The organism is Lysinibacillus sp. GW247-5R2A (assembly GCF_059424475.1).
Window position 1 is genome coordinate 82,327 of the sequence record NZ_JBWKZL010000014.1, and the last position, 17,727, is coordinate 100,053.

The window sequence follows — 17,727 nt, forward strand, 5'->3', positions numbered from 1 at the left end:
CTTCAAAACTCACGGTATACGTCTGTGCATTCCACTTGGCGTAAATGGTCGTAGCCTCAGTGATAACACTATTAAAATCATAGGTCTGTGTATAACCAGCATCTGTATACCAGCCTCCAAATGTATAGCCTGCTTTCGTCGGCTCTATCTGCGGCATCGTTGCCTTTCCACCGTACGCTACGGATTGATTGGATACTGCACTTCCTCCGTCCACTTCAAAACTCACGGTATACGTCTGTGCATTCCACTTGGCGTAAATGGTCGTAGCCTCAGTGATAACACTATTAAAATCGTAGGCTTGTGTGCGGCCAGCGTCTGTATACCAGCCTTCAAATGTATAACCTGCTTTCGTCGGCTCTACTTCTGGCATTGTTGCCATACCGCCATTAACAACCGATTGACTTGTTACCGCACTCCCCCCATCTGTTTCAAAACTAACTGTATGTTTCACTTGAGGTGAGGTATTAAAATCAACTAATGAAATGCTTCCAAAAACAGCATAGTCATCTTTCATATTAGGTGAGGAAAGAATTAGTGTAATAATATTATTACTACCAATATCATTAATATTTTGTTCGGTGAGTAAATCACCGATAGGTAATAAAACAGGGACATCGAAATTATTAAAACTATAAGCTGGCTTTGAAAAATCCTTCTCAATCCCTACATTACTTGGTAAATCAGCTAGAGAATATGTATTCCCTTCAGTAAATGTCCAATCGTCCGAACTACCAATATTAATTGTCAAATTGGATATATCTCCACCACTATCCGAACCAGGAATAGGTGTAAGACTTAATTTTGCATTAGAATAATCATAGTTTGACGGTAAGTAAAATTTTACATAAGCAGTATTTGTCTGATCACCTGAATCATAACCACCTACGCCGGCTATTTCTTCTAAAATACCAACGCTATTCGGCATTCCTTGAAAGACAGTTCCCGTTACAATCTTACTTGGAAAGATAGTTGTAACTGCTGCCCTCGCTACTTGTAATTCTAAAAACGGTTGTACAATTATGAGCAACATTGCAATCAACATAGGTACAACATATACTTGTTGACGTTTTTTCATTTACATCACTCCCCATTCACTGGGTATTCACCATACAAACAAATAATAAAGTTTAATGCTACATAAGGCTGCATGTTATTATGCGGCAAATTCCCTCCGGTTGTACCAATCGCTTGTTGATGAATATTTACTTTTGTAGTTGCTGTAAATTCTTTATATATTTTTTTGGGATTAAATCCTCCTATAGCACTCCAAACAGCACCTTCTGGACTACTATCTCCACCAGTTGTTTTCGAGCTTCCTTGTAATACATGTTTATGGACAGGTAGCTGCTCATTACTTAATGTCACATTTTCTACCCCTACTTCTTTGGCAAATTCTCTTGTAGTAAGTCCTGTGCCAGTTCCGTAGTGCATGGGCGCTTTACCTCTTAAATCTGGTAACTTAAAATCTGTTTTCCCATCCCCACCAAATCCATTACCAATAACCGAATATAACACGGCATGCTGCTGAATAAGTAATGTACTGCCATCACAAAAAGCCCAATCTCTTGGTGCATAATTTCCAGCAAATATTCGAATCTCTCCTGTATAGGCATCTGCCATTTTTTGTCCCTCCTTAGCTTCTAGGTGGAAAAATCCCATTTATTGCAATACAAAACGATACTACTAGATATGGTTGCATATTATTATGTGCCTTATTTTGTCCTGTAACTGTCATCGCCGTTGAACTCATTTGAGTATTTACATTACTAGAAAACATAGGATTTCCATCAAATTTTCCCCATACATTATTCATTGGGGATGGTTTATTTGTTACGCCCTCATCAGCATAAACTTCATGCGTGTGAGTAGGCATTTCATTTATTGTCAATGTATGGGTTGCCTCACCGCCTATGGAACCATAGGTAATTTGATCATTTTTATGAAGAGGTACTCTTCCTTGCAAATCAGGTAACGCAAAAGTCGTTTTACCATCTCCCCCATAGCAGGTTCCTATTAAAGAATAAAGTGCTGTATGCTGTCTTATTTGTAATAGTCGGCCATCACACGGTAACCAATTTTGAGGTATTTTGTCGAAACTAAATAGCCGTACTTCTCCTAAGAACGGTTCTGCCAATATACTCTCCCCCTTTTAAGTAAAATCAGGGTAAAGACCCTGCGTTGCAATAATAAAATTAATGGCCAATGAAGGCATCATATTCTCATGAGGTTGATTGCCACCCACAGACGTCACTAAATCTGTATTCATCTGCACAATATCACTAGCTACATTTGTTTGATAATTCTTTAAATCAGCTTTTCCCCACACATTATTAGCTGGCGAGCTTGCTGTAGTATCCGTTTTTTCTTTATTTGCTGAAACTATATGAGTATGGGCTGGTAAATTCGTTTCTGATAGTGTTACTTTTTCCGTTCCGCCATTACTCGCGATAGGATATTGCGAGTTTAAATGAATGGGGATTCTTCCACGTAAGTCTGGTAAAGCAAAATTTGTTATTCCATCCCCACCATATTTATTTCCTATTAATGAATAAAGAGCCTGATACTGATTAATCAATAACAGTTGTCCATTACAAAGAGCCCAACCTATTGGAGCAAACTTACCACTAAACATACGAATCTCACCTAGATACGCCTCTGACATGCCAACACTCTCCTTTTCTTTTATTTCCATAGCATTTTCATATAAATCTCATCTTCTTGAATAACTTGAAATCCTAGTTTTTCATAAAGGTCTCTTGCAGAATTAGTTTTAAGAACCTGTAATACAACTGCTTTGCTTTGTTCCTTTGCCTTTTTCTGAAGCTGAACAATCAAAAGTGTTCCTATGCCTCTCCCTTGGTAATTTGGCAATAAAGCTATATCTATAAGATGATGGAATTCAGGTTGCTCTTCCGTGAGAAACCTGCCAACGCCCTCAGTATCTACAACAATTTTCCAATGACTCGCTCTTGGGAATTGCTGATTGTAGGAAGCTTGCTGTGCACGCCATTGCATATCTAAAAAAAGTGTCTTTTGTTCAGCCGACCATCCCCATGAATCTATTTCTTCATTTCTTGTAGAGGCATAGATTTCATAGAGAAGTGCTTCATCTTCCTTTGCTATAGATTTAAGCTCTATTTTCATAATGTTTGTTCCACTTTCTTCTAAACATTCTTATTAGTCACAATGATAGATCTTACAAAGTTATGTCCTTTTTCAGGCAAGTCTTCCCAACTATCTACGTGCAATTGATGGTCAGCTAAGCATTCAGATCGATTCTTACTTTTTTGAGGTACGTCCAGGAAAAGCGAGATGGTGCCATAGGATTTTTCACCTGGCTGTACCTTATCACGCCACGAACAAGAGCATTCATAGCCATTTGGGCCAGTGGATGCTCTTATGCCCAATGCTTGTAATGTTGTATTTGGTGGGATACTAACGGGCTCCTTGTCCTCCTCATCTTGGGTGTTCCAGATTCCCCATTCCAACTGTGATTGAAACACTTCAAGCTCACGGTCTGTTGCATTTGTAATCATTAATGAAAATGTCCAAGTCGCCATTTTAGTGCGCTCCTCCTGTCAGTACTTTTTTCTTCGCGTTATCCATCACATCGTATACATGCGTACGGTGTAATACTGCATAGTCCCATTCAGATGCGCCAATGAGTGTGGTGATATTATTATTGTCTGTTCGGTAAAGAAGAATCATTTTACTAAAAATCCATGGCACAACGTCCATATCCTTATCAGAGGGAGCTTCAAAAACCCTTGTCTTTGAATTTTTCTCTGTTTGATGTTGCTCTTTTGTCACAGCGTTTAATATATTGAATTTCGCCTTTAATTCTGCCTGTAGTTCCTGTGCTACGCTCGCTTTCACTACTTTTTCATCTGATACAGATACCTTCTCAGTAAATTTAAAGGCAGTTTCAATCGTACAAACCTTTTCCTCCACTACCTTACTAGCAGTAGACAATCCATACTCATCTATGACTGTAATTTTTCCCTTTTTAGTAACAGTTTCAATTTTAGAAGCATCTCCTCTTAAGCAAGTTACCTCTACAGAAAAATACTGTTGTGCCTCTCGCTGCTTTAAATAAAGGCTATCAATTTCTAAATCATTGACCCCGTCCCATAATTGTTTAGAAATGTTGAAGAGAGGCGTTCGAAATAATGGCATTTTTTCAAAATGAACACCACTCGGAATGGATTGGTTTAAATCAATTTCTCGAACATCTTCAATTTCGTTTAATGTTTTGATTTTGGACCAGTCCGTAAATAAATTATTTCTTATTTCTTTTTGTTTCAATTTATCCATTTTATTAGAGATTCGTATATTTCGAACAAAGTTATGACCATCGTGTGGAATATCCTTCCACTCTGTTACTTCAAAATATCCATTTGCTAGACATCTAGCTTCATTTGGGTCATTATAGGGAACATTTACATAAAGGCTTACTACCCCATATGGTGCTTCTGTTGTATTATTTTGATCTTTCCAGGAGCAAGAAAATTCATAGCCATTTGGTCCAAAGGCTGATTTGGCTCCAACAGCTTGAATCGTTTCACCTGCCTTAATCGTTTGAGGTTTTTTATCCTCTTCACCATCTGTATTCCAATAACCCCAGTGTAACTGCGATTCTACTAACTCTAAATCTCGGTCTGTGTCATTTGTAACATTTAAATAAAAAGTCCACGTCATCCTTGTCTCTCCCTTACTTTACAGAATTTTCAGAATACTAAAAGCGAATGTATTCTATTTTCTATCTCTTACTACCTAAAAATAGTGTCGAGTATTGTATTTTTCTTAGGACTCTCTTACTGGTTTTTATTATATTACAACTTCCCTATTTTCTTCTATGAAATAATTCCATTTTTTAGGTTAATTTTTCTTAACCTTTCGACCTATAATTTTGTCCAGAAGGCAAAAAAATCTGCTCATGCTCCCTTTTATGAACATAAACAGATTTACGTAAGGCATATTTATTCAATTAAAACGAGTAAAGAGCTTCCATACTAATTCATTCCGATCGGCAACATCTACCTTTTGAAAAATTAGCTTTAAATGATCTTGAACGGTATAACTAGAAATCCCAAGGTTTTGTGCAATAATTTTCGTCGGTATCCCCTTCATTACTTCAACTACTACTTCCTTTTCTCTAGGTGTAAGATGATAGGCTGTCAGTAAATAGGCTAACATTTCTTTAGGAGATGCTTCATTTAATAGTATGGCTATTTGCTGCTGTGAATCTGCTGTCATGAGAACTGATGCTTGGACTGTTACATAACCCGTATTATTAATTGGCACTAATAACGAAGATTGGTTGTTCAATTTGTTAGCCTGTAGCTTTGCACAAAATGCCTGAATTGGTTTGGGTATTTGCCAATCAAGCAAGCCTTCATTGTTTCTTAAAAGTGTTAACAATCGAGCCGCCTTTGTATTGGTGGAAATAATACGATGCTCTTTATTCAAAATAATGATGCCACTCTGTTCCTCTTCGATAAAGAGTCGCTCTTCTATAATCGTATGGTAGAACCCCCTTAATGCCTCAGCCATAACAGGCATGAGGATTTTCACTTGATTTACGTCAGCATCTTGGAAATGGGGCTTTCCATTTTCTATCCTTTTAAACAGTGTTAAAAACCCATAGCATTGCCCCTGAAACATCAATGCAGCTCGAATTTCATCACTAAATCCACGGGGCTCTAACACCTCTCGATAACGTTTACTCTGACTACTCACTTCGCTAAGTTTACCGATGTATTTGCCACTTTCCACAAGATATACATAACTATTTATATCTTGTGAATCGTATTCCAAGGACATTATTTGCTGATGGATATCCTCTATTGATTGCTCTGTAACAGCTCCTATAGAAAAAAGGGTTTGAGTATCTGTCATGGTACAACAATATGCGTCAAAACTAATAAAATCACGCAATTCTTCTATCATCTTTTGTCGGTATTGAGCTGAATTCTGATTATCTTTTAAGTGGACTTCTGACCGTCTCTTCCAATAATGAATATCTTTCACAAAATTCCTCCCCCAGAATTATGGGATAGCACATTTTCCATAAGTATTTATAATTGAGAATAATTCTTAATTAAATTGTACAACAAGGAGGTAAAAATGAAAAATCCACAACATGACTGGCACAAACCTTATGTCTCTAACTACCAAAATACTATTCGACAAAAAATTAGTGGTTATGACCTTATCTATGACATGATGACCGATATTCTTCAAAGTTACCCGACTGATAACATGCTAATAGTTGGAGCTGGTGGCGGTCAGGAACTCTTTTCACTAGGGCAAGCTTTCCCCTTCTCTCACTTTACAGCCATTGATACTTCTAAAATTATGCTACAGGCTGCCCGTAAACATATTGAGAAATTGGAACCCCCTCTTCGTATTGACTGGTATGAAGAAGATTTACTTGCGTTAGTATTTGACCATCAGTTTGAAGTAGCTTCCTGTCACTTAGTTTTACATTTTATTGAGGAACTTGAACAAAAAAAAGCTCTGCTACAAAAATTAGCGGATAGCTTACAGGAGAGCGGAATTTTATTTATATCATCCATTCATGCAGACATGTCAGCCGTATCATTCCAACACCAACTCAAGTATTGGCGAAGCTCTATGCTACAAAATGATTTGTCTGAGGAACACTGGCTACGCTTTGAGCAATCCTTTGGCTCCTCTACCTATCCAATTACACTTGAATTGCTAACGGACCTATTACATGAAGTCGGTTTTTCAACGGTAATTCCATATTTTAAATCACATATGGTCGACGCCTTATTAGCCATTAAAGAAGAGGTAAACAAATGACAAGAGATAATATATTAATCGTTGGTGGATATGGTGAAGTTGGTCGTAAAATTGCAAAAATACTACTCTCTAGTTACCCAAATAGAGTATGTATCGCCGGAAGGAATTTAGAAAAAGCCAGACAGTTTTGTGCACAGCATAATGGTCTCGGGGCACCTTTACAAATGGATGTATCTAAAACTGTACATCCACAGCAATTAGCCAATGTAGCCTTGGTCATTATGTGTTTGGAGCAACAAGATACTACTTTTGCAGAGCTCTGCTTGAAAGAAGGAATTAAGTATATTGATATTACTGCTAGCCATACCTTCCTCAAACAACTAAAAAATCTTCATTCGACAGCTATAGAGAATCGTTCAACTGCCATATTCAGTGTCGGTATGGCTCCAGGACTCACTAATATAATGGCCATGCATGCCACCAAGCCATTAACCACTATGGAGAAGCTTCATATTTCTATTTTACTTGGGGCAGGAGATACGCATGGCACTGCAGCTATTCTTTGGATTTTGCAACAATTAAATATTCCGTATTCCCATTACGAAAATCAGATTATTACTAATTTCACTAGTAAGAGATCTGTGCAATTTAGGGATATTGGAAAACGTAGTGTGTACCAATTCAACTTTTCAGATCAGCACACATTAGCTCATCATTTTCCTAGTGTTCCCATTGTGACGAGATTAGGCTTTGATGTAGAATCACTTAATTGGTTTGTCGCCTTCTTACAAAAAAGTCGTATTGCCTATTTATTGAAATTTAAAGGAGTACAATCCATGCTTGCCTCCCTCGTTCAAAAAATAAAAATGGGTACAGATGTATGCTCCATACAAATTGAAGCTATTGGTAAGATACAGCATAAAGAAGCGAATGTAACACTAGACTTTAAAGGTCGTGATGAATCACTTGTGACAGCAAAGGTTGCAGCTGCCATTGCTAGAGAGCTTCTAGATAACAAATATCCAGCGGGGACTTATCATATTGAAGAATTATTTACATTCGAAGCATTACAAAACCAATTTGATGCATCTTCTTTCTCTCAACTAATTACATAACAATAGGGGCATAACCTTATATTTTGCATTCTGAATAAAAAACGCAGTAAGTTCCCCTCTCAAAGAGAACTTACTGCGTTTAATTATTTATAAAACTTTTTCTAAGAAATCCTTTGCTCGCTGTGTTGAAGGTGCTGTAAAAAACTGCTCGGGAGGAGCATCCTCAATGAGCTTGCCACCATCTAAGAAGAGTATACGATCAGCAACTTCACGTGCAAAGCCCATTTCATGTGTCACAATTAACATTGTCATGCCGCTGTCCGCTAGGTTTTTCATAACAGCCAATACTTCTTTAACCATTTCTGGATCGAGTGCTGACGTTGGTTCATCAAATAATATAACCTTTGGATCCATCGCAAGCGCTCGGGCAATGGCAACACGTTGTTTTTGTCCACCGGAGAGACGGTTTGGATACTCTTGGCGCTTTTCAAAGAGCCCTACTTTCTTAAGTAACTCTTCTGCATTTTTTATCGCAACCGCTTTATCCATTCCCTTTACATTAATTGGAGCGTACGTTAAATTTTCTAACACTGTTTTATGTGGGAAAAGATGAAAATGCTGAAATACCATCCCAACTTCTTCCCGTATTTTCATAATATTCGTCCCTTTATCTGTAAGAACATCCCCAGCAATCGTTACCTTTCCACTCGTAGGGAGTTCTAATAAGTTTAGGCAACGAAGGAATGTTGATTTGCCAGATCCTGAAGGTCCGATAATAGCAATTACTTCTTTTTCTTTAACTTCGGTTGAAATACCTTTTAGTACTTCATTCTGACCATATGATTTGTGTAGATCTTCAATTTTAATCACTTTTTCTCATTCCCTTCTCGATTCGTTTACCAAGGAACGTTAAAACAAGTGTCATGAGGTAATAGATAATACCGGCAAATAGTAAAGGCTCAAGATATCGATATGTCGAACCACCTACGATATAAGCACGACGCATTATATCAAGGGCACTAATTACTGTGACAACTGCTGTTTCTTTATTTAGTGTAATAAATTCATTAACTAGAGAGGGCAAAATATTTTTTACTGCCTGCGGGATAATTATATCCTTCATCATCTTTGCATAAGGAATGCCAAGAGCTTGTGCCGCCTCCATTTGCCCTTTATCCACTGCATTAATACCTGCACGAATAATCTCCGAAATATAAGCACCTGAATTTAAACCAAATGCAATAATGGCCGTTGGAATAGGCTCGATTTGAATATCTAATAATTGTGGTACTGCATAATAAATAATTAATAATTGTAATACTAGTGGTGTACCACGGAAAATTGACGTATAAAAGTCAGCAAACCAGCGTAAAACTTTTACCTTTCCAATTTTACATAAGGCTAGTAATATACCGACGATAAACCCAATGATGGATGCACCAATTGCAATTTGAAGAGTAACACCTATCCCTTTTAAAATATAAGGAATAGAGGGAACGATAGCTGTAAAATCCAAATTCACAGCGCTCCCTCCTTTCTTTTTCATCTTGATTCAGCCATTCTTTTTTGCACTGAAAGCGAAACAGCAAATACAGAAGCTTCTAGCGGTTGTCACAGATATGGGAGTGGACCTTTTCTAGCACACTCGACAAAATTCTTGCCGAAGCATATTAGATTGAACTGAAAAGCATAAGCGATAGCCCAAATAAGAGCTATCGCATGCAAGTATTATTCAACTTTTTCTAACCATTTTTCTTCTAGCTCTTGGATTTTTCCTTCTTCAGCTAGTTCTTTTAATGCCTTGTTAATTTTTTCTTTTAAATCACTGCCTTTTGGCACAGCAATCGCTTTGAAATCCTCGGGCTGTTCTTCTACAGGGAAGGCTGCTAATTGATCATTTGTTTTTAAATAACCTTTCGCAACGCCACCCTCTAAAATGCCTGCGTCTAAGCGCTTAGACATCATATCTTGAATAATTTCAGGAATTCGTGTACGTCCTTCAACTGAAACATCCACTTTTTTAGCAATTTCATTACCTAAGTTTTCTTGAATAGAGGCTGTTTGCACACCAACTTTTTTACCAGCTAAATCAGCTTCCTTTTTAATACCGCTATCCTTTTTAACAATGATAACTTGCTCTGTTTCATTATATTGATCAGAAAAATCTACTACCTTTTCACGTTCAGGGTTTGGTGTCATACCAGAAATGACTACATCAATTTTCCCTGCTTGTAACGCTGGTACAAGACTGTTGAAGTCCAAATCTTGCACTTGCATGTCCATACCTATTTTTTCTCCAACCAATTTAATTAAATCAATATCAAAACCAATAATCTCTTCACCTTTTGCAGCGTCAACATATTCAAATGGCGCGTAGTCTGCTGAAGTACCAACTTTTAATACTTGTTTGTCTGTACTACCATCAGCATTATTATTTGCATTATCCTCTTTAGCGCCACAAGCTGCTAGTATGCCAATAGCTAGGACCAGAATTATCATGAAAAACTTATTCTTCATCTTTAAGCATCTCCTTTTATTTATAATATATTGTGTATGAGAATACATTTCTCGAAAATAGTAAATTGGATATTTATTCATGTTTGAGAATAAAAAAACTATCTGCTAATTAAGATATACTCTTTTGAAATAATAATCAAGATAAACTAGAAAATTTTTAGCTAAATATTATATGCAAAATTTTCTGATAAGTCAATTTATTGTTTTCGAGTTCGCTTCCTTACTATTTTCCGAAAGCTTAATAATTATCCCTTCCTTCTTTAACAAAATTTCCGTGGAAATAAAAAAGACCCCCATTTGGAGGTCCCTTGCTTATTTGTCTTCTATAAATAATTTATCTTTTAATTCGTCCTCGCCAGAGCCTTCCGCTAATGGAACATGAGAACGATAAGCTGCACGACAGATTAAATGTCCGGCAACTGGAGCTGTAACAAAGACGAAAAGAATACCTAAAATTAATCGGACGCTGACATAACCATCGTGTACCCAAAAGTATATAAATGCACCTAATAAGCAAGTTAACACGGATAACGTGGAGCTTTTCGTAGCAGCATGTGATCGCGTATAGACATCTGGTAAACGGATCATGCCAAATGCGCTAATAACACTCACAATCGAACCGATTAGAATGAGGATGACTGCCGCCCATTCAATCATTTGATTTACGTTCAACAATCACACCTCTTTCAATATATTTTGTAAAGGCAATGGTCCCAATAAACGCTAAAATACCTAATATAAGAATGGCTTCTAAATAAGCCTTTGTTTTTAATATAATCGAAACAATCGCAATAGCGGATAAAAGATTTACACCAATTGTATCGAGAGCAATGGCTCGGTCAGGCATAGATGGACCTCGGATAACTCGATACAACGACAGCGCGATGGAAATACTAAAGAAGGCGAGAGCCAGAAGTAAAATATTCTCTATCATTAACGCGTCACCTCCATTATTGCTTGTTCAAACTTTCCAATAGAGCGAATAACCGCATCCTTAGACTGCTCAATGTCCATCGCATGAATATAAAAGACATCGCCTTCTTCAGAAACTTCCATGACGACAGAGCCAGGTGTTAATGTTAGCAATAATGCTAGCGCCGTAATTTCCCAATCACCCTTGAGTGCGGTTTTATACGTAAAAATACCCGGCGTAATGTTTAGCTTTGGTGTAGTAATTTGCTTTAATACGCTATAGCTTGATAAAAATAGCTCCCAATTAAATAGCCATAATAGCTTGATAATCGAAAAGACTCGTCGCAAGTAAAATTGGGTCCCATAGAAGCGGTGCATCGCATATAGTATGCCCATTCCTACAATAAACCCCATTAAAAACGTTGAAAATTGTGGTGTCACTTCATCTTGCAAGAGTAACCAAAGTGCTGCGATAAATAAATTTAAAATAAACTGCATCGCCATTATTTATTCACCTCACCTTGCCATTGTTCACCATCTAGAACAGCGTCTATATAAATAGATGGTGTATATAACGTTTCTGCTGCATCGGTGACAAAGGGAGCCAATTTCTCCGCTCCTACTCCTAAACTAATTGTACAAGCAGCCAATAAAGTTAACGGCAGTATTACACGTTTGTGTAAAGGCTTTTCATCCTCTAAACTAATAATGGTCTCGCCAAAAAAGGAGGAGAGAAATATCCGCAGTAATGAATACAAAACAATTAAACTAGAGAAAAAACCTAGACCTAATAGAACAAAATTGCCGCCCTCTATCGCACCTTGTCCAATTAAAACCTTCCCTAAAAAGCCACTCAATGGCGGGATACCCGCTAATGAACACATGGCTACAAAGAATAGCCATCCAAAGAACGGATAGTTACGAATAAGCCCACTCATTTTATCTATGACTGTTTCCCCAGTTACATAAATCATCATGCCGACAGCTAAAAATAACATAGCCTTTGCCACCATATCATGCATTAAATAATAGACAACGCCCTGTAAGGCAGACTCTGTACCAATCGCTAGACCAGCTACTATAAACCCAACACCAATCAATACATTATAAGAAGCGATTGTTCTAACATCACGCCCTGAAAGAGCACCGATACAGCCAGCTATAATTGTAATACCTGCCATAATGCCAAGTGCCGTATGCGTGACTTCAGTATTATTTGGGAAAAGCAATGTAAAGGTTCTTACGAGTGCATAAATCCCAACCTTTGTTAATAGTGCTGCGAATAAAGCAGCAATGGCAGTGGGAGGTACACTATAAGAGCCAGGCAGCCAGAAGAATAATAGCAGTCCCGCCTTTAAGCTAAAGACAATTAAGAAAATGAGTGCCACTGTTGTAATAAGTGGATTAGCACCGGCTTCCATCACACGCATAGAAATATGGGCCATATTTAATGTACCGACTGTTCCATAAAGAAAGGCCAAAGCCACTAAGAAAATCCAAGATGCGACAATATTAATCAGCACATATTTTAATGCTTCACGCAGCTGAATCTTTTCCCCACCTATGCTTATAAGTGCATATGAAGCCAGCAACATCACCTCAAAACATACAAATAAGTTAAAGATATCTCCTGTCAAAAATGAACCATTTACACCAGCTACCATTAGTAAGGTAAACGGATAAAAATACATTTTTTCATACTTTAACTCCATTGTGAATATTGCATAGAGCATACAAATAACTGCTACAAGATTTGCTATTAACACGAGCAGCGTTGCGAAGGAATCTGCCACAAATGAAATACCAAAAGGAGGTGCCCAACCACTAAAGTCAATGCGCAATATCCCTTGTTCTTGAATTTCTACTAATAAAATCACACTAATAATAACGATAAAGCTTAATGTCAGTAAACTAATAACCCGTTGTAAAAAGACATGCTCTTTTAAAAACACCAGTAAAATAGCTGTAATTACCGGTACTATTAATGGTAAAACAATCATATTACTCATCCGGCGTACCCCTCAATTCATCAAAATTCCCTGAACCATTTGTTTTGTACGCTCGATAGCCTAAAACGAGAACAAACGCAGTCACAGCAAAACTAATAACAATAGCTGTTAAAATTAGGGCTTGCGGCAATGCATCTGTATAAGGACCCTCTGATTCGCCTAATAATGGGACATCCCCCTTTTTAAGACCTCCCATTGTTAGAATCAGCAAGTGGGCAGCATGTGATAAAACAGCAGTGCCTAAAATAACACGTAATAACTGTTTAGAGAGGATTAAGTACGTCGCAACAGCTACTAATATACCTACTAAAACAAGTATTAAAGATTCCATCGGCTACTCATCCTCACTTATGCTTAAAATAATTGTCACGACAACACCCACCACCGTCAAAGCTACTCCTGCTTCAAAAATGGTTACGGTTGAAAAACCCATTTTCCCGAAAATCGGGACATTTATATACGTATAAGCCTGTGTTAGAAATGGTACATCGAAAAACAAAGAACCAATTGCCGTACCTGTTGCCAGCAATACACCAAGAGCAGCAACCTTTTTAAAGTCAAACGGCATTCCCTTATGCACAGTCTCTATATCGTAAGCAAGATACAATAATACAATGCCAGAAGCTAACACGAGGCCACCAATAAAGCCACCACCTGGAGCGTGGTGTCCCGCAAAGAACAAATACACGCCAAGTGTTAAAATAATGAAGACGACGGCCTTAGTGACTGTCCGTAATATCACATCATTAATTTTCATGATCTGCTTCCTCCTTCCGAGGCTTAAGCTTTGTTAATGTATAAACCCCTAAGCCAGCAATCAGAAGCACTACAACCTCAAGCATTGTATCAAAGGCACGAAAATCCCCTAGAATTGTATTAACAATGTTGGAACCACCCGCTAGCTCATAGGCATCATTAAAATAAGTGGATACTGGCTCAAATTGCTCGTAGTGCACTACAGCTAGACCAACCATTGTGACTGTTGCACCGACAAAAATAGAGATCATTGCTTTAGACCATTGCACCCTTTTGCGAGGTGCTTCAGGCATTAAGTCTGGTAAATACTTAAAGCATAAAAGGAATAATGCAGTTGTTACTGACTCTACAACTAATTGTGTTAACGCTAAATCTGGTGCGCGGAAAATGACAAAGAAGAAGGCAATTGAATAGCCTAATACGCCATTTAATAGCATGGCTGTAACGCGACCCTTTGCAAAAATCATCCAAACAGCAGCGAATACCATAACAAATACAAGAATTAATTCGTATGACTCAATCGTGGAGTCCATATCAAAATTAAAGGTCATTGCGTCTGAATAAATAAAATAACCAGCGATAAGGGCCACGAAATATATATATATATAGACAAAATAATGGGTTAAATTACCTGACATATATTTGCGAGTAAGCTTCTCTGAACCACTTTCACTTATTTCTATCATTCGATTATAGTAAGTATTAAACGTATATTTTTGTGAAAAAATGCGATACATCGGCTTCCAGCTTTTCAATGTTTTGAATAAGATAATCCCGAGTACAATGACTCCTAACGTCATTAATAATTCCGCATTAATTCCATGCCAAGCAGAAATATGTGGTGTTAATTCATTGGCTGTTGGGAATGTAGGATAAATACTTGCCATGGCTGGCTCCAAAATATAATGACCTAACACGTTCGGGAAGAAAAAGATACCGACTACTAACAGACATAAAATAATGGGTGATATTAGCATGCCCAATGGAGCTTCATGTGGTTTTCTATCCATCTTCTCAGGCTGTAGTTTACCCAAAAATGTTCGACTAATTAAAATTAAACTGTAGATAAAGGTAAAGATACTCGCTACCCATGCTACTAATGGGAAAAATAACCCTACATCAGCAATGGAAAAGGCCTCTACATCCCGAATAGCCAAGACCGCTGCAAAAAACATTTCTTTACTCAAGAAACCATTAAATGGTGGTAATCCTGCCATAGAAAAGCTACCAATGACTGCAATTGTAAATGTAATAGGCATTAAAGACATTAAGCCACCTAAACGGCGAATATCCCGAGTTCCCACTTCATGGTCGACAATCCCAACCATCATGAATAAGGCTCCCTTAAACGTGGAGTGGTTGATGAGATGAAACAGAGCAGCAAAACTTGCTTGTGTATATATAATAGAGTCTTTAGTGTAGCCATAGTAATGACCTACAGACCCTAGACCGAATAGGCTCATAATTAAGCCTAGCTGACTTATCGTTGAAAAGGCTAAGAGCGCCTTTAAATCCGTTTGGCGAACCGCATTAAATGATCCCCAGAAAAGTGTAACAAGACCAATAACACTTACGAGCCAGAACCAAATTGCTTCTCCCCCAAAGACTGGTGAAAAGCGGGCAACTAAATAAATCCCTGCCTTTACCATTGTGGCTGAGTGTAAGTATGCACTAACGGGTGTTGGTGCTTCCATGGCGTCCGGTAGCCAAATATGAAATGGAAATTGTGCAGATTTTGTAAAAGCCCCTAGTAAAATTAAGATTAAGGCTGGAGTAAAGAGGGCATGATCACGGATAACCCCTACATGAGCTACAATTTCACGAATACTAAATGTATCAGCAGCTACATAGAGCATCAGGAAACCAGCTAGCATAGAGAGACCGCCAAAGACTGTAATCATCATTGCTTTTTTAGCCCCTGCACGTGATGCCTTTCTATGGTGCCAAAATGCAATTAATAGGAATGATGACACACTCGTTAATTCCCAAAATGTGTATAATACCATTAGGTTATCTGAAAAGACAACGCCAAGCATAGCGCCCATGAATAGTAATAAATAGCAGTAAAAATGGTGAAGAGATTCTTTCGTTGACAAATAAAAAATAGAATATAAAATGACTAAACTACCTACACCTGTAATCAGTAAGCCAAAAATCATACTGAGCCCATCTAGGTAAGTTGTAATATTTATATTAAAAGAGGGAATCCACTCATATGTATGGATAAATGTTTTACCTCCGGCAATTTGAGGAATATAGCGCGCAAGTAAAAGAAACAAGATGAATGGAACAGAAAAAACAAACCAGCCAAGATGTGTTACACGCCTTAGTCGCCTATACAGCAATGGGATAAGTGCAGCACAGACAAATGGCAAAAGTATCGCGATAAGAACTGTAACCAAATGAAAACCTCCTACTATCAAAATCATCAAGCAAATTTTTGTGGTGATTGGAATGGTAAGTGCTAAAACTATAGCAATTTGTTTAAGCTAAGTAACATATCAGATATATTCTTGAAATTTTGCAATGGAAAGTGATGGGGTGTTAAAGTGTCTTGTCATTCATTGAAAATGGTATGTTTAGTTATTTAGTCACCTCTAACCCGATGCAAGCCTAAATAACTTGTGGAAAATCAGATAATTTATACAGTTACAACTCAATTATATCAGCATTATAAAGACACTTGACTATCTATTTAACACACTGCATAATAGTGTGGCATATGAAATCAATTTAGCTTAGATGCACGCAATGCATAAATTAAATAACTTTAAATTATTGATATAAGCTTATTCCTTCAAGGGTTTTCCAATATATTTTCATTAACTTTTATACATTTTTAAGTATACAATATAAATGAGCATAATGCACTGTAACAGCATCGATTTTAGCTGTTTTAGGATAATTTTTCAAAATCAACAGTGAAATTAACAAAATACCAACAGATAAGAGGTGTACATTTTTATGAGGCATGTAAAAGGGCGTTTAGACGAAAGTATATTAGTTTGTGTTTACTATGGCTTAAATGGTGAACGTTTGATACGTAGAGGGCACAAAATGGCAACCATGCTAGATTGCCCACTCTATATTCTTTCAGTTGATTCGCAACCCCTTGATGCATTTGACGCTGAAAAATCTAGTTATATTGAGCAATGGGAAAAGTTATCAAACGAACTTGAGGTCGAAAAATTCATTTTGCAAGATAATGAAAAACGCCCCATTCAGAAAGTCATTGCAGAAGTGGCGAAAAACTACGGCATTTCACAAATTATTGTAGGACAAAGCGCACAAAGTCGCTGGGAAGAGATTACTAAAGGATCGTTCCTTAACGTACTGTTAAAAGAAGTTCCATTTGTAGATTTTCATATTGTAGCTGTTCAACGTCCTACTGATGATGATGCTAACGAGACATACGAAAAAGGTGTTCGTGCTTACTTAATTAAAGAACAGGAAAACTTTAAAGTAGCATTTACATGTCCGAAATATGTATCCATCGAAGGTATCTTCTTCAAGGAAATCGGCACGGATTTTGACAATGGTGTCTTCAAATTTACTTACAACGATAAAATGCATGAAGTTCATATTTCAGAGGGCTATGTGATCGATCAAGAGAATCTTCCTGGAGAATTTTTATCCCCATTAAGACAATAAAAACGCGCCCCTCTTTTTAAAGGTTGCGTTCAGACTGTTGATAAAGGCCGTCGGGAAGT

At 37.5% G+C, this 17,727-nt stretch carries 21 protein-coding genes; 3 read left to right on the plus strand and 18 right to left on the minus strand.

The genetic code is table 11. The features are described from left to right. The 8 genes from AC07YC_RS19645 to AC07YC_RS19680 all read right to left on the minus strand — a co-directional run. A partial coding sequence (locus tag AC07YC_RS19645; RefSeq protein ID WP_494920212.1) for an InlB B-repeat-containing protein occupies positions 1 to 1,075 on the minus strand: 1,075 nt, incomplete at its 3' end. A gap of 5 nt (positions 1,076 to 1,080) precedes the next feature. Continuing rightward, positions 1,081 to 1,620, minus strand: a complete 540-nt coding sequence (locus AC07YC_RS19650) for a phage tail protein (RefSeq protein ID WP_336636401.1) — start codon at positions 1,618 to 1,620, stop codon at positions 1,081 to 1,083. 13 nt (positions 1,621 to 1,633) lie between these two features. Continuing rightward, on the minus strand, positions 1,634 to 2,134 hold the full coding sequence (locus tag AC07YC_RS19655; protein ID WP_336636400.1) for a phage tail protein: 501 nt from the start codon (positions 2,132 to 2,134) through the stop codon (positions 1,634 to 1,636). A gap of 15 nt (positions 2,135 to 2,149) precedes the next feature. After that, complete coding sequence (locus tag AC07YC_RS19660; RefSeq protein ID WP_494920213.1) at positions 2,150 to 2,662, minus strand: phage tail protein; 513 nt, start codon at positions 2,660 to 2,662, stop codon at positions 2,150 to 2,152. 20 nt (positions 2,663 to 2,682) lie between these two features. Continuing rightward, the gene (locus AC07YC_RS19665) at positions 2,683 to 3,144 is read right to left on the minus strand and encodes a GNAT family N-acetyltransferase (RefSeq protein WP_336636398.1); all 462 of its coding nucleotides are present in this window, start codon (positions 3,142 to 3,144) and stop codon (positions 2,683 to 2,685) included. A gap of 20 nt (positions 3,145 to 3,164) precedes the next feature. Further along, positions 3,165 to 3,560: a hypothetical protein gene (locus AC07YC_RS19670; protein WP_336636397.1), complete on the minus strand. Its 396-nt coding sequence runs from the start codon at positions 3,558 to 3,560 to the stop codon at positions 3,165 to 3,167. A gap of 1 nt (position 3,561) precedes the next feature. After that, complete coding sequence (locus tag AC07YC_RS19675; protein WP_336636396.1) at positions 3,562 to 4,698, minus strand: hypothetical protein; 1,137 nt, start codon at positions 4,696 to 4,698, stop codon at positions 3,562 to 3,564. Positions 4,699 to 4,983: 285 nt separating this feature from the next. Continuing rightward, positions 4,984 to 6,030, minus strand: coding sequence for a LuxR C-terminal-related transcriptional regulator (locus AC07YC_RS19680; protein WP_336636395.1), 1,047 nt, complete (start codon positions 6,028 to 6,030; stop codon positions 4,984 to 4,986). 96 nt (positions 6,031 to 6,126) lie between these two features. Between AC07YC_RS19680 and AC07YC_RS19685 the strand changes: the two genes are divergently transcribed. After that, on the plus strand, positions 6,127 to 6,828 hold the full coding sequence (locus AC07YC_RS19685; RefSeq protein ID WP_336636394.1) for a class I SAM-dependent methyltransferase: 702 nt from the start codon (positions 6,127 to 6,129) through the stop codon (positions 6,826 to 6,828). Beyond that, positions 6,825 to 7,883, plus strand: coding sequence for a saccharopine dehydrogenase family protein (locus AC07YC_RS19690; RefSeq protein ID WP_336636393.1), 1,059 nt, complete (start codon positions 6,825 to 6,827; stop codon positions 7,881 to 7,883). The genes AC07YC_RS19685 and AC07YC_RS19690 overlap by 4 nt, the downstream gene beginning before the upstream one ends. A gap of 87 nt (positions 7,884 to 7,970) precedes the next feature. On the opposite strand, the gene AC07YC_RS19695 is transcribed toward AC07YC_RS19690, so the two are convergent. The 10 genes from AC07YC_RS19695 to AC07YC_RS19740 form a co-directional block, all read right to left on the minus strand. Continuing rightward, positions 7,971 to 8,693, minus strand: coding sequence for an amino acid ABC transporter ATP-binding protein (locus AC07YC_RS19695; protein WP_089986880.1), 723 nt, complete (start codon positions 8,691 to 8,693; stop codon positions 7,971 to 7,973). Continuing rightward, the gene (locus AC07YC_RS19700; protein WP_031418079.1) at positions 8,686 to 9,345 is read right to left on the minus strand and encodes an amino acid ABC transporter permease; all 660 of its coding nucleotides are present in this window, start codon (positions 9,343 to 9,345) and stop codon (positions 8,686 to 8,688) included. Before AC07YC_RS19700 ends, AC07YC_RS19695 begins: the two co-directional genes overlap by 8 nt. Positions 9,346 to 9,551: 206 nt before the next feature. Next, complete coding sequence (locus tag AC07YC_RS19705) at positions 9,552 to 10,340, minus strand: transporter substrate-binding domain-containing protein (protein ID WP_336636392.1); 789 nt, start codon at positions 10,338 to 10,340, stop codon at positions 9,552 to 9,554. 312 nt (positions 10,341 to 10,652) lie between these two features. Further along, positions 10,653 to 11,012 (minus strand): Na+/H+ antiporter subunit G, encoded by a 360-nt coding sequence (locus AC07YC_RS19710; RefSeq protein ID WP_494920214.1) that lies wholly within the window; start codon positions 11,010 to 11,012, stop codon positions 10,653 to 10,655. Next, entirely contained in the window at positions 10,990 to 11,274 is a 285-nt protein-coding gene (locus AC07YC_RS19715; protein WP_025116881.1) for a Na(+)/H(+) antiporter subunit F1, read from the minus strand. Before AC07YC_RS19715 ends, AC07YC_RS19710 begins: the two co-directional genes overlap by 23 nt. Further along, the gene (locus AC07YC_RS19720) at positions 11,274 to 11,756 is read right to left on the minus strand and encodes a Na+/H+ antiporter subunit E (protein ID WP_012292439.1); all 483 of its coding nucleotides are present in this window, start codon (positions 11,754 to 11,756) and stop codon (positions 11,274 to 11,276) included. The genes AC07YC_RS19715 and AC07YC_RS19720 overlap by 1 nt, the downstream gene beginning before the upstream one ends. Next, entirely contained in the window at positions 11,756 to 13,261 is a 1,506-nt protein-coding gene (locus tag AC07YC_RS19725) for a Na+/H+ antiporter subunit D (protein WP_494920215.1), read from the minus strand. The genes AC07YC_RS19720 and AC07YC_RS19725 overlap by 1 nt, the downstream gene beginning before the upstream one ends. After that, positions 13,254 to 13,592 (minus strand): Na(+)/H(+) antiporter subunit C, encoded by a 339-nt coding sequence (locus AC07YC_RS19730; protein ID WP_004233143.1) that lies wholly within the window; start codon positions 13,590 to 13,592, stop codon positions 13,254 to 13,256. Before AC07YC_RS19730 ends, AC07YC_RS19725 begins: the two co-directional genes overlap by 8 nt. Before the next feature lie 3 nt (positions 13,593 to 13,595). Further along, positions 13,596 to 14,018, minus strand: a complete 423-nt coding sequence (locus AC07YC_RS19735) for a Na(+)/H(+) antiporter subunit B (protein ID WP_036122157.1) — start codon at positions 14,016 to 14,018, stop codon at positions 13,596 to 13,598. Next, complete coding sequence (locus tag AC07YC_RS19740; protein WP_494920216.1) at positions 14,008 to 16,419, minus strand: Na+/H+ antiporter subunit A; 2,412 nt, start codon at positions 16,417 to 16,419, stop codon at positions 14,008 to 14,010. The genes AC07YC_RS19735 and AC07YC_RS19740 overlap by 11 nt, the downstream gene beginning before the upstream one ends. A gap of 562 nt (positions 16,420 to 16,981) precedes the next feature. Here AC07YC_RS19740 and AC07YC_RS19745 point away from each other — a divergent pair. After that, positions 16,982 to 17,668 carry a histidine kinase gene (locus tag AC07YC_RS19745; protein WP_336636388.1) on the plus strand — a complete coding sequence of 229 codons (687 nt, stop codon included), beginning with the start codon at positions 16,982 to 16,984 and terminating at the stop codon, positions 17,666 to 17,668. Positions 17,669 to 17,727: the final 59 nt, after the last annotated feature.

What these genes read in the sequence shown, in the direction of transcription:
- AC07YC_RS19715 (WP_025116881.1), bottom strand. Translation starts at nt 11,274, where the DNA reads ATGATAGAGAATATTTTACTTCTGGCTCTCGCCTTCTTTAGTATTTCC.
- AC07YC_RS19735 (WP_036122157.1), bottom strand. Translation starts at nt 14,018, where the DNA reads ATGAAAATTAATGATGTGATATTACGGACAGTCACTAAGGCCGTCGTC.
- AC07YC_RS19725 (WP_494920215.1), bottom strand. Translation starts at nt 13,261, where the DNA reads ATGAGTAATATGATTGTTTTACCATTAATAGTACCGGTAATTACAGCT.
- AC07YC_RS19745 (WP_336636388.1), top strand. Translation starts at nt 16,982, where the DNA reads ATGAGGCATGTAAAAGGGCGTTTAGACGAAAGTATATTAGTTTGTGTT.
- AC07YC_RS19660 (WP_494920213.1), bottom strand. Translation starts at nt 2,662, where the DNA reads ATGTCAGAGGCGTATCTAGGTGAGATTCGTATGTTTAGTGGTAAGTTT.
- AC07YC_RS19705 (WP_336636392.1), bottom strand. Translation starts at nt 10,340, where the DNA reads ATGAAGAATAAGTTTTTCATGATAATTCTGGTCCTAGCTATTGGCATA.
- AC07YC_RS19690 (WP_336636393.1), top strand. Translation starts at nt 6,825, where the DNA reads ATGACAAGAGATAATATATTAATCGTTGGTGGATATGGTGAAGTTGGT.
- AC07YC_RS19675 (WP_336636396.1), bottom strand. Translation starts at nt 4,698, where the DNA reads ATGACGTGGACTTTTTATTTAAATGTTACAAATGACACAGACCGAGAT.
- AC07YC_RS19720 (WP_012292439.1), bottom strand. Translation starts at nt 11,756, where the DNA reads ATGGCGATGCAGTTTATTTTAAATTTATTTATCGCAGCACTTTGGTTA.
- AC07YC_RS19650 (WP_336636401.1), bottom strand. Translation starts at nt 1,620, where the DNA reads ATGGCAGATGCCTATACAGGAGAGATTCGAATATTTGCTGGAAATTAT.
- AC07YC_RS19665 (WP_336636398.1), bottom strand. Translation starts at nt 3,144, where the DNA reads ATGAAAATAGAGCTTAAATCTATAGCAAAGGAAGATGAAGCACTTCTC.
- AC07YC_RS19670 (WP_336636397.1), bottom strand. Translation starts at nt 3,560, where the DNA reads ATGGCGACTTGGACATTTTCATTAATGATTACAAATGCAACAGACCGT.
- AC07YC_RS19730 (WP_004233143.1), bottom strand. Translation starts at nt 13,592, where the DNA reads ATGGAATCTTTAATACTTGTTTTAGTAGGTATATTAGTAGCTGTTGCG.
- AC07YC_RS19685 (WP_336636394.1), top strand. Translation starts at nt 6,127, where the DNA reads ATGAAAAATCCACAACATGACTGGCACAAACCTTATGTCTCTAACTAC.